Origin of the sequence: Tenacibaculum sp. E3R01 (assembly GCF_003318185.1) — a bacterium.
Taxonomy (GTDB): domain Bacteria; phylum Bacteroidota; class Bacteroidia; order Flavobacteriales; family Flavobacteriaceae; genus Polaribacter; species Polaribacter halocynthiae.
This window is the reverse complement of the sequence record NZ_QOCC01000025.1, coordinates 81,788-99,451: the sequence shown is the minus strand read 5'-3', so window position 1 is coordinate 99,451 and position 17,664 is coordinate 81,788. Positions and strand designations below refer to the sequence as shown.

Genomic DNA, 17,664 nt, shown 5'->3' with positions numbered 1-17,664 from the left:
TTAAAAATTATGATTACCATTAGAATAGCAACTACCTCTGATGCTGAAATTCTTGCCCTATTAGGTAGAATTACTTATTCTGAATCTCATGGAGAATACATTGACAATAAAAAACACCTGTTAAATTATAACAATGAGGCTTTTTCCTTAAAAAAAATAAAAGAATCTTTAAGTGACACTAATAATCTATTCTACCTAGTCTATGTAAACAATTTACCCGTTGGATATGCTAAACTAGTTTTAAGAGCTACTTTTAATAATGAAACACCTGAAAATTCATGTCGACTGGAACGAATTTATATTCTTAATGAGTTTCTACCATTAAAAATTGGTCAGCAATTATATGATATTCTTATAAACAAAGCTATCTCTTTAAATTTTGACTGTATTTGGCTTTCTGTTTACATAAAAAACAATAGAGCCATACAATTTTATCTAAAAAACAATTTCAAAAAAATTGGAAGTTTACAATTTAAAGTAGATGAAACTGAATATGAAAATACAGTTTTTTCAAAAAAAATAGAGCATATTTAAAACAACTAAACTGATGAATGAATATACAAAATCAAAACTAAACAGGGTAAAAAGAGGTGCCAATAGAGCTATTTATGATGTTGAAAAAATCAATACTATTTTAGATGCAGGTTTTTTATGTTATGTAGGTTACATATATGATGGTAAACCTATTACTATCCCAATGGCATATTGTAGAAAGAAAGATAAAGTTTACATCCATGGTTCTACAGCCAACAGAATGCTTTTATCAATTTTAGAAAGTGAAGAAACATCAATAACAGTAGTGCATTTAGACGGTTTGGTATTAGCCCGTTCAGGGCTTCATCATTCAGTAAATTACAGATCTGTAACTCTTTTTGGAAGCTTAAAAAAAATTGAAAAAGACTCAGATAAAACTGATATACTAGAATGGATAGTTAATCAAATGGTACCAAACCATTGGGATTCTTTAAGGCCAATGTATCAAAAAGAATTAGACAGAACATTAGTTGTAGAAATGACTATTGAAACAGCTTCAGCTAAAGTAAGAGATGTTGGTGTTGCAGATGAACCTGAAGATTACGAATTACCTATATGGGCAGGAATTGTTCCTATAAAACAAATTGCTGAATACCCGATTCCTGATAAAGGTAAACCTGAAAACATGGAAATACCTAAACATATAATAGATTATTATGAAGCGAACAAATAGCTTCTTTCTTTAAAAATTAATATTTTAGCTTCTGATTTTTTAACTATCATAAAAATGAAGAAGCTTTTTAAGTTTATAGGAATTATTTTATTATTTTTTGTTTTAGCTATTGGTGTTTTTTATTTTATAAATAATGAGCCACTTCCTAAAGGAAAGGAAGGAAAAGAAGCTGATGCTTTAGCAATAAAAGTAATTAATTCATTACATCATGAGGCTTTTGAAAATACTGAAGTAATAGAATGGAGCTTTAGAGGAAAACACTTTTATAAGTGGATGAAAAGAGAAGGATATGTAATTATTGAATGGGATAATTATATCGTACACTTATTTCCTAATCAACCACAAAAAAATATACTGTTTAATAAAGAAAAAGTAAAAATAAAAAATCCAGACCCAAAAATATTTCAACAAGCACATAGTTTTTTTAATAATGATTCTTTTTGGTTAGTTGCTCCTTATAAAATTTTTGATAAAGGCACAAAAAGAAGTATCGTTAAACATAATAATAAAGATGCTCTTTTAATTACTTACACTTCCGGTGGATCGACTCCAGGAGATTCTTATTTATGGATACTAGATGATAACTACTACCCTATATCTTATAAAATGTGGACAAGTATTATTCCTATTGGCGGTGTTTCAGCAACTTGGTCTGATTGGAAAAAAACTGAAGCTGGTATACAGCTACCTACCAAACACAAACTTTCTTTATTTGGCGTTGAATTAAACATGGGAAAAGTTAAAGCTTACAATTACAAAGCAAACATATTAGCCAAAAAGGTATTAAAAGCAATAAATCATAAAGCTTATATAAAAACAAAAAAATTAGAGTGGAGTTTTGCAGGAAAAAGACATTATAAATGGAATAAAGAACAACATAATGTTTATGTTAGTTGGGATACAATTCAAGTAAATTTATATCCAAATAAATTAAATAAAAGTACCGTTTCTTATAATGATGTTTTACAGAAAAACCCTAATTTTAAAATCATTCAAAAAGCGAATGATCTTTTTAATAATGATAGTTTTTGGTTGATAGCCCCTCATAAACTATTTGAAGATGGAATTATTAGAACCATTAAAAAAATAAATAGTAAAGATGCTTTATTAGTAAAATACACAACTGGTGGAACAACACCTGGTGACTCTTATCTTTGGATTTTAGATTCTAATTATGTTCCTAAAAGCTATAAAATGTATGTTCCTAGCATGAAAATGAACGGAGTTGATGCAACATGGGACAACTGGATAACTACTAATAGTGGAACTTTACTCCCAACAAGTCATACTTTCGGAAAGAATAGAATTTTAAGTATGGGAAACGTAAAAGGAACTAATTAAGTACATACCATAATCCGTTGTTTTCAATTTCAGTTTATTGAAATTTTTATATTAATTATATCAAGTAAGTTTTCAGTATCTTTGACTTACTAAGAAAAAAAATGCAGACCTTAAACCTATGAGTACTAAAAAAATTCATGCTCAACCTCCTGAAGAATTAACTGGAATTAAACTAACCAACATCCCTTCATCTGCGGTAGGAGCTAAAGCAATTGCATCAGCTTTAACCCATGTTACTGAAGAAGTTGGATTGATAAAAGGAATTGGGTTACTGTCTAAAATAAATCAAAAAGATGGATTTGATTGTCCGGGTTGTGCCTGGCCTGATCCAGATGAAAAACGCGCCTTTTTAGCTGAATATTGTGAAAATGGTGCGAAAGCAATTGCTGAAGAAGCAACTAAAAATAGAGTTTCTCCAATGTTTTTTTCTACACACTCAATTCAAGAACTTTCTAAGTTATCCGATTATGAAATCGGTAAAAGTGGTAGAATAACTCACCCTATGATTTTAAAAGAAGGGGCTGATTATTATGAAGAAATATCTTGGAACGATGCTTTTAGTTTAGTTGGGAAAGAATTGAACAATCTAAAATCTCCAGATGAGGCAATTTTTTATACCTCAGGTAGAACTAGTAACGAAGCTGCTTTTCTTTATCAACTTTTCGTACGCCAATTCGGAACAAATAATTTACCAGATTGCTCAAATATGTGTCATGAAAGTAGTGGTGCTGCACTTTCTGAAACTCTTGGTATTGGTAAAGGGTCAGTTACTTTAGATGATTTTAATCATGCTGATTTAGTAATTGTAATGGGTCAAAACCCTGGAACAAATCATCCTAGGATGTTAACCGCACTTAGCGAGACTAAAAAAAATGGAGGTAAAATAATTACAGTAAATCCACTACCAGAAGTGGGATTACTTAACTATAAAGATCCACAAAATCCTTTAAAGTGGATTGGTAAAGGTCAGGATTTAACTGACTTATTTTTACAGGTTAAGATAAATGGTGATGTTGCTTTATTAAAAATAATATTAAAAATAATGAAAGAAAAAGAATTAGAGCAACCTAATTCTGTATTCAATCATAAATTTATAAAAGAAAAAACATCAGGTATTGATGAGTTTTTAGAGGATTTAGACAATTACTCAATAGAGAGTTTATTACCACAAACAGGACTTACTTTAAAACAAATTAAAGATGCTAGTGAATTAATCATTAACAATGACAAAATAATTATTTGCTGGGCTATGGGGTTAACTCAACATAAAAACTCTGTTGATAATATTCGTGAAGTTGTAAACCTTTTATTATTAAAAGGAAGTATTGGAAAAAAAGGAGCAGGTACTTGCCCTGTTAGAGGTCACTCAAATGTTCAAGGAGACCGTACAATGGGAATATGGGAAAAACCTAAAGAAGGTTTTTTAAATAAATTAGAGAAAGAATTTTCTTTTAATGCTCCTAGAAAACATGGCCATGATGTTGTAGCTGCTATTGAAGCAATGCACAAAAAAGAGGCTAAAGTTTTTATAGGAATGGGGGGTAATTTTATTTCTGCTACTCCAGATACTGAATTTACTGCCAAAGCATTGCAAAATTGTGATTTAACAGTTCATGTTTCTACAAAACTAAATAGGAGTCACTTAATACATGGAAGGCAAGCACTTATCCTTCCTTGTCTAGGTCGTTCAGAAAAAGATAATCAACAATCAGGAGATCAATTCGTAACTGTAGAAAACTCTATGGGAGTTGTACATCAATCACAAGGACATTTAAATCCTTTATCAAAACACCTGCTTAGTGAACCTGCAATTGTTGCAGGACTAGCAAATGCTACTTTAAAAAACTCCAAAGTAAACTGGAGTGAATTAATTACTAATTATGATTTCATAAGAGATAAAATTGAAGCTACTATAAATGGTTTTGATAACTATAATGAACGTGTTCGTATTAAAGGTGGTTTTTATTTACCTAATAATGCACGTGACAATGATTTTAAACCCAATAAAACTAAAAAAGCAAATTTCACCACTAATAAACCATCTGAAATTAAGCTAGAAGATGATCAATTTATTATGATGACAATACGTACTCATGATCAATATAACACTACTATATATGGTTTAGATGATAGATATAGAGGTGTATTAAATGAACGTCGTGTTATTTTCATGAATCCAAATGACATGAAAAAGATTGGAGTACAAAAATTAGACAAAGTTGATTTAACAAGTCATTTTCAGGGACAAGAAAGACATGCGAAAGGTTTTTTAGTAATTCCATATAGTATTCCTAATCAATGTACAGCTACTTATTTTCCTGAAGCAAACGTTCTAGTTCCAATAAAAAGTAAAGCTGATATTAGTCACACACCTACTTCAAAAACGATAATTATAACATTACAAAAAGTAAGCTAAAAACTTAATATTTAGGTAATAAAAAAACACTATAGTTACTATAGTGTTTTTTTATTGTAAATGATTTTATTTAATCTCTTCTTCGTTTTCTACCAAAACCAGAATTTGATTTTCTAGGAGATGAATCTCCACCACCACTGCTTCTTCTTCTTCCAAAACTCTTGTTAGATGAGCTTCCTGAATCATTACTACTTCTTCGCTTACCTCTAAATCCACCACCGCTATTATTACCACGGCTACGACCTCTACCTCTACTTCCACCACCTCTATCACTCTTAGTGATTTCTATATTTACAGTACGTCCTTCAAAATCTGGTCTATTCTTTTCAAAAGAAGCAAGAGTTTCGCTTTCAAAGTTTTTATCTATTTCAAAAAATGAAAAAGTATCTAAAATATCGATAGCTCCTATCTCAACTTTATCTGATATGTTTTGCTCATTAATAAGTCCTATTAACTTTGCTGGATTTAAACGATCTTTTCTTCCTAAATTAATGAAGAAACGAGTCATATCTTCATTTACTGATCTTCCTCTAGAATTATCTCTTGAAGATAAATCGTTTAAATCTGGTGCCTTCTCATAGTATGATAAAAAGCTATTAAACTCTATAGAAACAAACTTTTGAATTAATTCTTCTCTAGTTAAATTTTCTAATTTTTCATAAATACTTGGTAAAAAACTTGCTATTTCATTTTCTTTTACTTCAGTATTCTCTACTTTATCTATTAAATGAAATAATTGTTTCTCACATATCTCTTTCCCAGTAGGTACAGGTGTATGAACAAATTTTTTCTTTAAAATTCTTTCTATTGGATTTAAACGTCCACGTTCTTTCTTAGTTACTAAAGCAATAGAAATTCCTTTATTTCCTGCTCTACCTGTTCTACCACTTCTATGGTTGTAATTTTCAATTTGGTCAGGTAACTTATGGTTAATAACATGTGTAAGACTATCAACATCTAAACCACGTGCAGCAACATCAGTAGCTACTAACATTTGAATATTTTTCTTACGAAATTTTTCCATAACGCTATCACGTTGTGCTTGTGATAAATCACCATGCAATGCATCAGCACTATAACCATCTCTAATTAAAAAGTCAGCTACTTCTTGAGTTTCCCTACGTGTTCTACAAAATACAATCGCATAAATATTAGGGTTTACATCTGCCACTCTTTTAAGTGCAGGATAACGTGTTCTTTCCGTTACCAAATAATATTCATGGCTTACATTTTCTGACCCTTGATTTTTCTGTCCAGAAGTAATCTCAGCAGGATTGCTCATATAATTCCTAGCAATTGCTTCAACTTCTCTTGGAAAAGTTGCAGAAAACAATAATGTTTGTTTTGTTTCAGGGGTAGCTTCTAATACCTTATCTAACTCATCTTTAAAGCCCATATTAAGCATTTCATCAGCTTCATCTAAAACTAACCACTTAACATTACCTAACTTTAATGCTCTTCTTTTTATTAAATCTACCGTTCTACCAGGAGTTCCAATAACTATTTGGGCACCTCTTTTAAGTTGCTTTATTTGTTGATCTATGTTAGCACCACCATATACTGTTGCTACCTTTAATTCAGGTATATATTTTGAAAAACTTTCAATGTTTTTACCAATTTGTACAGCTAATTCTCTAGTTGGTGATAAAATAATAGCTTGAGTATTATTATCTTTCTCGTTAATTAACTCAATAATAGGTAAGCTAAACGCTGCTGTTTTACCAGTTCCTGTTTGAGCAAAAGCTTTTAAATCTTGGTCAGATCCTATTATTTGTGGAATTGCTTTTTGTTGAATTACGGTTGGCGTTTCATACCCTAAATCAATTAATGCTTTGCTTATAGGCTCTTTCAAGCCTAATTCTAAAAATGTTGACATACTGTGAATTTAAACGAACCCACAGATGCCCACCTATGAATTCTTTTTATTTTTAATTATCTCTGTAGTGAGATTTTGGACGGCGCAAAAGTACGCTAATTTATTAATATAAGGTGCAGAGAGTTATTTTTTTTGTAATTCTTTAAATTGTTGCTCTATATCATAAGCAGAAGTACTTGTGTAATCATTCTTTACAATTCCATTTTCATCTACTATTACTAAACGAGAAAACTCACTAGTTAAGAAATTAAAAGCTTTACTATTTTCAGGTATCTTATATTGATACCTAATAGGTACATTCTTTGTAAATTTACCTTTAACTCTAGAATTAACTAGTATAAAATTAATTTCTGGATATTTTTTAATAAAATAATTAACTCTTGACGCTATTCTTTCACGTGAATTAACTTTTTGGCTTTTAAAGAAAATAACCGTTTTTTTATTTCTTATAATTTTTGAAACATCTACCCAGTTACCTGTTGGAGCCTCTAATTTAAAATCTGGAATTCTTTTATCAATTTTTATCTGTTTGATATCATTAATAAGACGTTGAATTTTTTTCTTATTTTCTATATCTCTACTTAATTCAAAGTATCTATGAAATACATCTTTATATGAATTACTTTTAGTTCTTTTATTAAAATGATAAACTACAGTACTATATAAAAATCTATCTTTTATTTTCTCATCAGTTAGTTCCTCATTAATATTATTTAATAGACTTTTTACAAAGATTTGAGATTTCTCATCTGAACCTTTTAAATAAGCTTCATTATAAATTTTGTTAATTACATACCTGTAATAAGGACCATAAAACATTAAAGAATCTCTACCTAATTCTATTTTATCTCTATAGCTAAAATAATTACTATCTAATGGCTCTTCATTTTCAATATTATCTATTGAATATGTTTCTAAATTTGAATAAACAGGATATGTTAATGATATATTTAATATATCTAAAAATTCTAAAGGTTCTTCGCTATGCTCTTTTTTATATTTTTTTAGAATACTTTGTTTACTTAGTAATAAAGAATCAATTTTTGAAATAAACTTTAATTTCTCAAGTTTTTTGTTATCAAATAACCTTCTTTTATCTTCTTCATGTTTCAAAAAAGTTTCTATTAAAAGATTATTTCTTTCAGCGTTTTTACCACTAAAAACTAAAGATTCATCAAAATCCCATGTATTCAATCTAAAAAGTAAACTATCAGAAGGTTGAATATACACATATTGATATTCAGGTCCATGATCAAAAATATATAATCCTTCTTTAAAATTTTCATACTTACCCATAAAAGTATTGTCTTTAGAAAGCATAATGGTATCTCTAAAGTTTTTGTGATCAGATAAAATAACATAACAACCTTTTGGATTTATAATTTTACCTCCAAAATAAGTGTACTTAGTTTTATTTGGAGTATTACAACCAATAATTGTTGTTAAAAGTAAGAAGGGAATTAAATATTTTGTCATACTGTTTTATGTGTATGCATTAAAGCAACATCCAAAAATAAATATCAATTAAGAATAACCTTGTTAATTCGTTGTTAAAAGAATTTAAAATTTTCCAAATTTATAATCTTAAAATTTTCTATCCAAATTCTTTTAAACTCTTTATATTTTATACTTTTGCACCGGAATTTAAAATTTTATAAATGTTATCAGTTTCTAATTTATCAGTTCAGTTTGGTAAAAGAATTTTATTTGATGAGGTAAATACAAAATTTACTCAAGGTAATTGTTATGGTATTATTGGAGCAAATGGAGCAGGAAAATCTACTTTTTTGAAGATTTTATCTGGAGATTTAGATCCTACTTCAGGGCAAGTTCATCTAGAAGCAGGAAAAAGAATGTCTGTTCTTTCTCAAAACCATTACGCCTTTGATGAAGTACCAGTTTTAGAAGCTGTTATTATGGGAAATAAAGACTTATTTGCCATAAAAAAGGAAATTGATGCATTATATGCCGATTATACTGATGAAAATGCTGAGAAAATAGGTGAACTTCAAGTAAAATTTGAAGAAATGAATGGTTGGAATGCAGATTCTGATGCAGCTTCAATGCTATCTAACTTAGGTATTAAAGAAGAATACCATTATTCTTTAATGAAAGATTTAGATGGTAAACAAAAAGTACGTGTGTTATTAGCACAAGCTTTATTTGGTAGTCCTGATGTATTGATAATGGATGAGCCTACCAATGATTTAGATTTTGAAACTATTTCTTGGTTAGAAAACTTCTTAGCGAATTATGACAATACAGTTATTGTTGTGTCGCATGACCGTCACTTTTTAGATGCTGTATGTACGCACATTTCAGATATTGATTTTTCAAAAATTAATCATTTCTCTGGTAATTATACTTTCTGGTATGAATCTAGTCAATTAGCGGCTAAGCAAAGAGCACAACAAAACAAAAAGGCTGAAGATAAAAAGAAAGAGTTAGAGGAGTTTATTCGTCGTTTTTCTGCAAACGTAGCTAAATCAAAACAAGCTACTTCTCGTAAAAAGATGATTGAAAAACTTAATGTAGAAGATATTAAACCTTCAAGTCGTCGATATCCTGCCATTATTTTTGAAAGAGACAGAGAGGCTGGAGATCAAATTTTAAATATAGAAGGACTTTCTAAAACTGATGCTGAAGGAGAATTATTATTTTCCAATATAGATATTAACTTAAATAGAGGTGACAAAGTAGCTATAATATCTAAAAACTCTAAAGCAACAACTGCATTCTATCAAGCCATCACAGATAATGATAAGGCTGATAATGGTAAATGTAGCTGGGGAGTTACTACCACACAATCATATCTTCCTTCTGATAACTCTGCATTTTTTCAAAATGGTGAATTAAATTTAGTTGACTGGTTACGTCAATATGCAAAAACTGAAGAAGAAAGAGAAGAAGTTTTTTTAAGAGGTTTTTTAGGGAAAATGATTTTCTCTGGTGAAGAAGCCTTAAAGAAAAGCAATGTTCTATCTGGAGGTGAAAAAGTACGTTGCATGTTATCTAGAATGATGATGACTAGAGCGAATATTTTACTAGTTGACGAACCAACAAATCACCTCGATTTAGAATCTATACAATCATTAAACAATTCATTAATAAACTTCAAAGGAACAATATTGTTTACAACACATGATCATGAGTTTGCACAAACAGTAGCTAACAGAATTATAGAAATAACACCAAAAGGGGTTATTGATAAATACGCTACTTTTGATGAATACTTAAGTGATCCAAAAGTAAAAGAACTAAGAACTAAAATGTATTCTTAAACTTGTAGAATACATAAATAAGCTCTTAAATATATATAGAAACTTCTCCTTACAATTAAACTGTAGGGAGTTTTTTTTATTTTCAACACACTATCTTTTCTTATTTCTAATTATTGTTGATATATTTATATTTAATATTTCTACTATCTTTCCATAAAATTAATACAGATTAATGAATTGGCAACAAGCTTTATCAGATTATGTAAGTTACCTAAAAATTGAACGTGGTTTAGCTAAAAACTCCATTGAAAGTTATCAAAGAGATATAAAAAAACTTATTTTATTTATTGACTTATTAAAAGAACACTACTCCCCTATTTACATTTCTTCTAACATAATCAAAGAATTTATTTATGATGTTAGTAAAACTATAAATGCTAGAAGTCAGGCTAGATTAATATCAAGCCTTAGAGGTTTTTTTGATTATTTAGTTTTTGAAGATTATAGAAAAGACAATCCTACTGATTTAATTGAAAGCCCCAACATAGGGAGAAAGCTTCCCGACACTATTTCAAAAGATGAAGTAGATTCTTTAATTTCTGCTATAGATTTAAGTCATCCTCAAGGAGAACGAAATAAAACTATAATTGAAACAATTTATAGTTGTGGTCTTCGTGTTAGTGAAGTTATTAATTTACAATTGTCGGATTTATTTTTTGAAGAAAATTACATTAGAATTTTAGGAAAAGGTAATAAATATCGTTTTGTACCTATACATAATACTACTATAAAAAGAATAGAACTTTACATCAATGAAATACGTTCAAGCATACTCCCTAAAAAAGAAGATGAGGACATCATTTTTTTAAACAGACGTGGAAAACGATTAACTCGTCAAATGATATTTATAATTTTAAAAAATTTAGCTACTAAAATAAACCTTAAAAAGAAAATAGGCCCACACACCTTACGCCATTCATTTGCTACTTATTTACTACAAAATGGAGCAGATTTAAGAGTTATACAACAACTATTGGGGCATGAAAGTATTACTACTACAGAAATTTATGTACATGTCGATAGAGAATATCTAAAAGAAGTGGTTACCTTACATCATCCAAGAAGTAATTTAAATACTAAAGAGTAAGGAAAAATAAGAGCATAAAAAAAGGCAAGCTACCTACATCACACTGCTCAACCTAATACCCTTGCTGCGTTCCCGCCCTGGGGGATTCAAAGGGAGCTAGTTGTGTAGGACTTGCCGAGGCAAATCTACATCCTTTTTTTTATAAAAAATAATAAAATTTGCATAAAATTTATGTAACATTTCTAAGGTTTTGAATACTAATGAATTGTTACTATACTTTTTTACTTTTAAAACACATAGTATTAAAGTGTATAAGAAAATAATATATTTGTATAACTAACTAAATTCACACAATGGAAAATCAAGCAAACAGTAAAAGTATTATCATCAACAATGGTTTAATTCTAGGAGCATCTAGTGTTTTATTAAGTTTAACTATGTATGCCTTAGGAAAACATTTAAATCCACACTGGTCACTATCTATAGTTTCTATGCTTATAACCATTACATTAATTGTTTTAGGAATAAAAAAATATAGAGCTATCAACAACGACCTAATTACATGGGGACAGTCTGTAAAGATCGGTGTTGGTATAACTGTATTAGCAGCATTAGTAAGTGTTATTTATAACTATATTTTTGTTTCTTTTATTGAACCTGATTTTATGACTCAAATGATGGAAGTTCAAAATCAAAAAATGTTAGACGGAGGAATGTCTGAGGAACAAATTGAAGCTGCGAATGAAATGAGTCAAAAACTTAGTTCTCCTTTAATTGGTGCAGCTATGGGAATCATAGGTTCAGCTGTTCTTGGATTTATAATTTCTGCAATCGCAGGAGCTATAATGAAAAAAACAGAAGAAAACGAATATTAATACTTGTTAATTTTTAAATACAAATTAACAGTTATTGTGAGTAATAAATTGCTACTTACTTTGTAACTTTACAACTTAATAAATTTTGTATTTAAAAAGCATGAATATATCGGTAGTAATACCACTTCTTAACGAAGAAGAATCTTTACAAGAATTACATGATTGGATTGCAAACACCATGCAATCCAATCAATTTTTGTATGAAATTATTTTTATTGATGATGGAAGTACTGATACATCTTGGAAAGTAATTGAAGAGTTATCATTAAAAAATAAATCTGTTAAAGGAATTCGTTTTCAACGAAACTACGGAAAATCACAAGCATTAGACGCTGGTTTTAATATCGCGCAAGGTGAAGTTGTAATTACAATGGACGCTGACTTACAAGATAGTCCTGATGAGATCCCTGGCTTATACAACTTAATTACCAATGAAAAATATGATTTAGTTTCTGGCTGGAAAAAGAAACGTTATGATAATATTATAACCAAAAACATTCCTTCAAAATTATTTAATTGGGCTGCTCGTAAAACCTCAGGCTTAAAACTTCATGATTTTAATTGTGGCCTAAAAGCTTACAAAAATGAAGTTGTAAAAACGGTTAAAGTTAGTGGTGAAATGCATCGATACATTCCTGTTTTAGCAAAAAATGAAGGTTTTTCTAATATTGGTGAAAAAGTAGTTCAACATCAGGCAAGAAAATATGGAGTTACAAAATTTGGAATAGATCGTTTTGTTAACGGTTTTTTAGATTTGATTACTATCTCTTTTCTTTCTAAATTTGGAAAAAGACCTATGCATTTCTTTGGCCTATGGGGTACATTAATGTTTTTATTTGGTTTTTTATCTGCTTTTTTCATTGGAGCTATGAAATTATATAGAGTTTCTGCTGGTATAAAAACAATTTTAGTCACAAGTAATCCTTGGTTTTATATTGCTTTAACATCTATGGTTTTAGGTACCTTATTATTTTTAGCAGGTTTCCTTGGTGAACTTATTATAAAAAGTGGTGAACATCAAAAACATTATACGATAAAAGAACAGCTAAATCTTTAAAGTTGTAGCTTTGTAAACTTTTTAAATTTATCTATGGAAGATATAATAAATAAAGCCAAAATGTGGCTTTCTGAGATTTTCGATGCAGAAACAAGACAAGAAATTCAAGAATTAATAACTACTAATTCTGAAGATTTATCTGATCGTTTTTATAAAAACTTAGAGTTTGGAACTGGAGGAATGCGAGGAATTGTTGGTGCCGGCACAAATAGAATTAATAAATATACCTTAGGTAAAGCTACCCAAGGGTTAAGTAATTATTTACATAAAACTACTTCTAAAAAAGAATTAAAGGTAGCAATTGGGTATGACTGTAGGCATGATAGTAAATGGTTAGCAAAAGTTGTTGCTGATGTATTATCTGCTAATAATATACAGGTTTTCATTTTTGAAGACTTACGCCCTACTCCAGAATTATCTTTTGCTGTAAATCATTTAGGATGTGATGTAGGAATTGTACTTACTGCTTCTCATAATCCACCTGAATACAATGGTTATAAAGTATATTGGACCGATGGTGGCCAAATAGTGCCTCCTCAAGATCACGGAATCATTGACAATGTTAATTCATTAAATTATTCTGACATTAATTTTAATGCGAAAGAAAATTTAATAACTACAATAGGAAAAGAAGTTGACGAAGCTTTTTGGCAAGCCTCATTACAAAATGGTACTTTTAATGTAAAAGGAAGAAAAGATTTAAAAATAGTTTTTACTTCTTTACATGGTACTTCTATTAAATTAATCCCTGAAGTTTTAAAAAGAGCTGGATACACGCAGGTCCATATTGTTGAAGAACAGGCTGAACCAGATGGAAGCTTTCCTACTGTTAAATCACCTAACCCAGAAGAGTCAGAAGCTTTACAGTTAGCTGTAAATTTAGCTAACAAAATAGATGCTGATATTGTTTTAGGTACCGATCCAGATTCTGATAGAATTGGTATAGCTGTTCGTGATTTAGAAGGGAACATGAAATTACTAAATGGTAATCAAACCATGAGTGTAATGACTGATTTTTTAATCAATGATTGGAAAAAACAAGGTAAATTAAATGGAAAACAATTTGTAGGTTCTACAATTGTATCAACAAATTTAGTTAATGAAATTGCTGATAGTTATGGTGTTGAAACCAAAGTTGGGTTAACTGGTTTTAAATGGATTGCAAAAATGATTAAAGATCACCCTAATCAAGAATTTATTGGTGGTGGTGAAGAAAGTTTTGGTTACATGGTAGGTGATTTTGTTAGAGATAAAGATGCAGTAACCTCCGCCCTACTTGCATGTGAAATTGCCAGTGAAGCAAAAAATAATGGTAGCTCATTTTATAATGAATTACTTCAACTTTACACTAAACATCATTTTTATAAAGAACATTTAATTTCTTTAGTTAAAAAAGGAATGGATGGTGCTCAGCAAATCAAACAAATGATGGTTGATTTACGCAACAACCCATTAACTGAAATAGATGGAGTACAAGTAAAATATTTATTTGACTATCATACTTCAATACAGAAAAACATAATTACTGGTGAAGAAACTAAAATTGAGATACCTAAGTCAAATGTTTTAATCTATGAAACCATAGATGGTTCAAAAATTGCGGCTAGACCAAGTGGAACTGAACCAAAAATTAAATTTTACATTAGTGTAAAAATAGGTTTATCTAAAATTGAAGATGCGAAAAACACAGAAGCTACTTTAGATGAGAAAATTAAACGAATTATTAAAGATTTAAAGTTATAGATGAATATAACTATTGTACATTATAATATTATTCCTGTAACTCATTATGGAGGTACTGAAAGGGTTATCTGGTATCTAGGTAAAGAACTTAGCTTATTAGGGCATAATGTAACCTATTTAGTAGAAAAAGGTTCTCAATGTAATTTTGCTACAATAAAAAATATTGATCATAGTGTAAATATTTGGGCTCAAATTCCTGAAAACACTGATGTTATTCATTTTCAACATCAACCAGGAGATATTGAAAGGGCAAAACATCCTTATGTTGTTACTATGCATGGTAATGCAAACAAAGATGCTTTTATTGATAATAATACAGTTTTTGTTTCAAAAAACCATGCTGAAAGATATAGTGCAAGTACGTATGTTTATAATGGATTGGATTGGGACGATTATCTAAATCCTACTTTCTCTAAAGAAAATTATTTTCATTTTTTAGCTAAAGCAGCTTGGAGAATAAAAAATGTAAAAGGAGCAATAAACGTTGTAAAAAAAGCTAAGAATGAACATTTAAAAGTTTTGGGCGGTGATCGTTTCAACTTTAAAATGGGAATGCGATTTACTCTTACTCCTAAAGCTTCATTTTATGGAATGGTAGGTGGTAAAGAAAAAAATCAACTACTTAATAAATCTAAAGGATTAATATTCCCTGTTCTTTGGCATGAACCTTTTGGTTTAGCTATTATTGAAAGTTTATATTATGGTTGCCCAGTTTTTGCAACTCCTTACGGATCTTTAAATGAGTTAATAAATAAGGATGTAGGATACCTTTCTAATAATCGTAAAGAACTAACTCATGCTATTAAAAATATTGGTAATTATTCTCAAAAGAGTTGTAATGAGTATGCTATTGAGAATTTTAATGCCAAAAAAATGGCTTTATCATATATAGAAGTATATCATAAAGTAGCTAATGGTAATCTTTTACATACTCAAAAACCAAAAATAAAAAATATTCAAACCAAAAAGTTTTTAGATTGGTTTGAATAATTAGTTAACTATATATGAATGATTTAAAAAAAGTCATACGATTTATTTTCCCTTATAAAAGACTTCTAATATTAAATATTATCTGCAATGTCTTTTATGCTCTTTTTAGTACATTAAGTTTTGTTGCTTTTATACCCATGTTGGATATTTTATTTAAAAGTAATAAAAGAGTCTATGTTAAACCTGTATATGAAGGATTAACAAATAATTTCAAATTATATTTAGAAAACAGTTTAAATTATTTTGTTACGCAACAAATCGAAAATGGTAATAATGGTGAAATTGTTGTTTTAGGGTACGTGTGTATAATAATAATTTTTCTTTTTCTTTTAAAAAATATTGCAAACTATGCTTCTTTATACTTCATGGCTATTATTAGAAATGGTGTAATTAAAGACATGAGAAATGAAGTTTATTTAAAAGTAATTAGCTTACCTATTTCTTTTTTTACTGAAAAAAGAAAAGGTGATGTGATGTCTAGAATAACAAATGATGTAGGAGAAGTTCAATGGTCATTTTTAAGTGTTTTAGAAATGCTTGTTAAACAACCTTTAATTATTATTTTCACTTTATCAATGATGTTTGCGATAAGTCCTCAACTAACATTATTTATTTTTATTTTCATTCCTTTATCAGGGTTAATAATTGCCTTCATTGGTAAAAAACTGAGAGCTTCTTCTGATCAAGTGCAAAGAGAAAACGGTCAGTTTTTATCACATGTTGAAGAAACATTATCTGGTTTAAAAATAATAAAAGGATTTGTTGCTGAATCTATTTTTAAAAATAGGTTTTTTAAAACTTCTGATAAAATTTTTAAACATTCAAATAAATTAATGTTTAGACAAAATTTGGCGACTCCACTTAGTGAAGTATTGGGTATTACTGTTATAGTTGTAGTTTTATGGTATGGAGGTAAAATGGTATTAATAGATAAGTCAATGACAGGTGGAACTTTTATTGGATTCATGGCTTTAGCTTATAATATTTTAACTCCTGCAAAAAACATATCAAATGCTATGTACAGCATTAAAAGAGCTGGAGCTTCAATAGATAGAATATTAGAAATATTAAATAAGAAAAATCCAATAACTGATAAAAAAGATGCAATCACTAAGGAAGATTTCAATTCTGAAATTAAAATTGACAATATTTCCTTTAAATATAAAAGTGATTATGTTTTAAAAGATTTTTCTTTAACTATTCCTAAAGGAAAAACTGTAGCTTTAGTTGGACAATCAGGAAGTGGAAAATCTACTTTAACAAATATTATTCCTCGTTTTTATGACATTGATAAAGGAAGTATTACTGTAGATGGCTTAAACATTAAAGATGTCACAAAAAATTCTTTGCGTAGTTTAATAGGTATCGTTACTCAAGATTCAATATTATTCAATGACAGCGTTGCAAATAACATCTCTTTAGGTAGCCCAGATGCAACTTCAGAAGAAATACAAAAAGCTTCAAAAATTGCCAACGCTCATGAGTTTATAAAAGATTTACCCGAGCAATATAACACCAATATTGGTGATGGAGGTGGTAACTTATCTGGTGGTCAAAAGCAACGTTTATCAATAGCTAGGGCGGTTTTGAAAAACCCTCCAATAATGATTTTAGATGAAGCTACTTCTGCTTTAGATACAGAGTCAGAAAAGTTAGTACAAGATGATCTAGATAATATGATGAAAAACAGAACTTCTATTGTTGTTGCTCACAGATTATCTACTATTCAAAACGCTGATTTAATAGTGGTCATGAAAAAAGGGAAGATAATGGAGCAAGGAAATCATGAGGAATTGCTAGCTAAAAAAGGTGAATACTTTAAATTAATAACCATGCAATCATTTCAGTAAA

Annotated in this window: 13 protein-coding genes and 1 other RNA gene; 11 read left to right on the top strand and 3 right to left on the bottom strand. The window is 29.2% G+C overall.

Going from position 1 to position 17,664, the window contains the following annotated elements; genetic code table 11:
• Window positions 1-9 precede the first annotated feature (9 nt).
• From DS884_RS13055 to DS884_RS13040, 4 genes are all read left to right on the top strand, one after another.
• Window positions 10-534 (top strand): GNAT family N-acetyltransferase, encoded by a 525-nt coding sequence (locus DS884_RS13055; RefSeq protein ID WP_113787039.1) that lies wholly within the window; start codon window positions 10-12, stop codon window positions 532-534.
• Window positions 535-547: 13 nt separating this feature from the next.
• Window positions 548-1,207, top strand: a complete 660-nt coding sequence (locus tag DS884_RS13050; RefSeq protein ID WP_113787038.1) for a pyridoxamine 5'-phosphate oxidase family protein — start codon at window positions 548-550, stop codon at window positions 1,205-1,207.
• Between the two features lie 54 nt (window positions 1,208-1,261).
• Complete coding sequence (locus DS884_RS13045; RefSeq protein ID WP_113787037.1) at window positions 1,262-2,548, top strand: hypothetical protein; 1,287 nt, start codon at window positions 1,262-1,264, stop codon at window positions 2,546-2,548.
• A 118-nt stretch (window positions 2,549-2,666) separates the two neighbouring features.
• Complete coding sequence (locus DS884_RS13040) at window positions 2,667-4,964, top strand: FdhF/YdeP family oxidoreductase (RefSeq protein WP_113787036.1); 2,298 nt, start codon at window positions 2,667-2,669, stop codon at window positions 4,962-4,964.
• A gap of 70 nt (window positions 4,965-5,034) precedes the next feature.
• Here the strand turns inward: DS884_RS13040 and DS884_RS13035 are convergent, their stop codons facing one another.
• Both DS884_RS13035 and DS884_RS13030 read right to left on the bottom strand, forming a co-directional pair.
• On the bottom strand, window positions 5,035-6,840 hold the full coding sequence (locus DS884_RS13035; protein WP_093871046.1) for a DEAD/DEAH box helicase: 1,806 nt from the start codon (window positions 6,838-6,840) through the stop codon (window positions 5,035-5,037).
• Between the two features lie 123 nt (window positions 6,841-6,963).
• On the bottom strand, window positions 6,964-8,316 hold the full coding sequence (locus DS884_RS13030; RefSeq protein WP_113787035.1) for a hypothetical protein: 1,353 nt from the start codon (window positions 8,314-8,316) through the stop codon (window positions 6,964-6,966).
• A 182-nt stretch (window positions 8,317-8,498) separates the two neighbouring features.
• On the opposite strand from DS884_RS13030, the gene DS884_RS13025 reads away from it, so the two are divergent.
• On the top strand, window positions 8,499-10,121 hold the full coding sequence (locus DS884_RS13025) for an ABC-F family ATP-binding cassette domain-containing protein (protein ID WP_093871044.1): 1,623 nt from the start codon (window positions 8,499-8,501) through the stop codon (window positions 10,119-10,121).
• 172 nt (window positions 10,122-10,293) lie between these two features.
• Window positions 10,294-11,208: a tyrosine recombinase gene (locus DS884_RS13020; protein WP_113787034.1), complete on the top strand. Its 915-nt coding sequence runs from the start codon at window positions 10,294-10,296 to the stop codon at window positions 11,206-11,208.
• Window positions 11,209-11,227: 19 nt separating this feature from the next.
• On the opposite strand, the gene ffs is transcribed toward DS884_RS13020, so the two are convergent.
• Window positions 11,228-11,325, bottom strand: an RNA gene (gene ffs / locus DS884_RS13015) — signal recognition particle sRNA small type.
• 176 nt (window positions 11,326-11,501) lie between these two features.
• On the opposite strand from ffs, the gene DS884_RS13010 reads away from it, so the two are divergent.
• From DS884_RS13010 to DS884_RS12990, 5 genes are all read left to right on the top strand, one after another.
• Window positions 11,502-12,023, top strand: coding sequence for a DUF4199 domain-containing protein (locus tag DS884_RS13010; RefSeq protein WP_093871042.1), 522 nt, complete (start codon window positions 11,502-11,504; stop codon window positions 12,021-12,023).
• A 100-nt stretch (window positions 12,024-12,123) separates the two neighbouring features.
• Window positions 12,124-13,080, top strand: a complete 957-nt coding sequence (locus tag DS884_RS13005) for a glycosyltransferase family 2 protein (RefSeq protein WP_093871041.1) — start codon at window positions 12,124-12,126, stop codon at window positions 13,078-13,080.
• 33 nt (window positions 13,081-13,113) lie between these two features.
• Window positions 13,114-14,823, top strand: a complete 1,710-nt coding sequence (locus DS884_RS13000) for a phospho-sugar mutase (protein WP_113787033.1) — start codon at window positions 13,114-13,116, stop codon at window positions 14,821-14,823.
• Window positions 14,824-15,813 (top strand): glycosyltransferase, encoded by a 990-nt coding sequence (locus tag DS884_RS12995; protein WP_093871039.1) that lies wholly within the window; start codon window positions 14,824-14,826, stop codon window positions 15,811-15,813.
• Window positions 15,814-15,827: 14 nt separating this feature from the next.
• The gene (locus DS884_RS12990; RefSeq protein ID WP_113787032.1) at window positions 15,828-17,663 is read left to right on the top strand and encodes an ABC transporter ATP-binding protein; all 1,836 of its coding nucleotides are present in this window, start codon (window positions 15,828-15,830) and stop codon (window positions 17,661-17,663) included.
• Window position 17,664 lies beyond the last annotated feature (1 nt).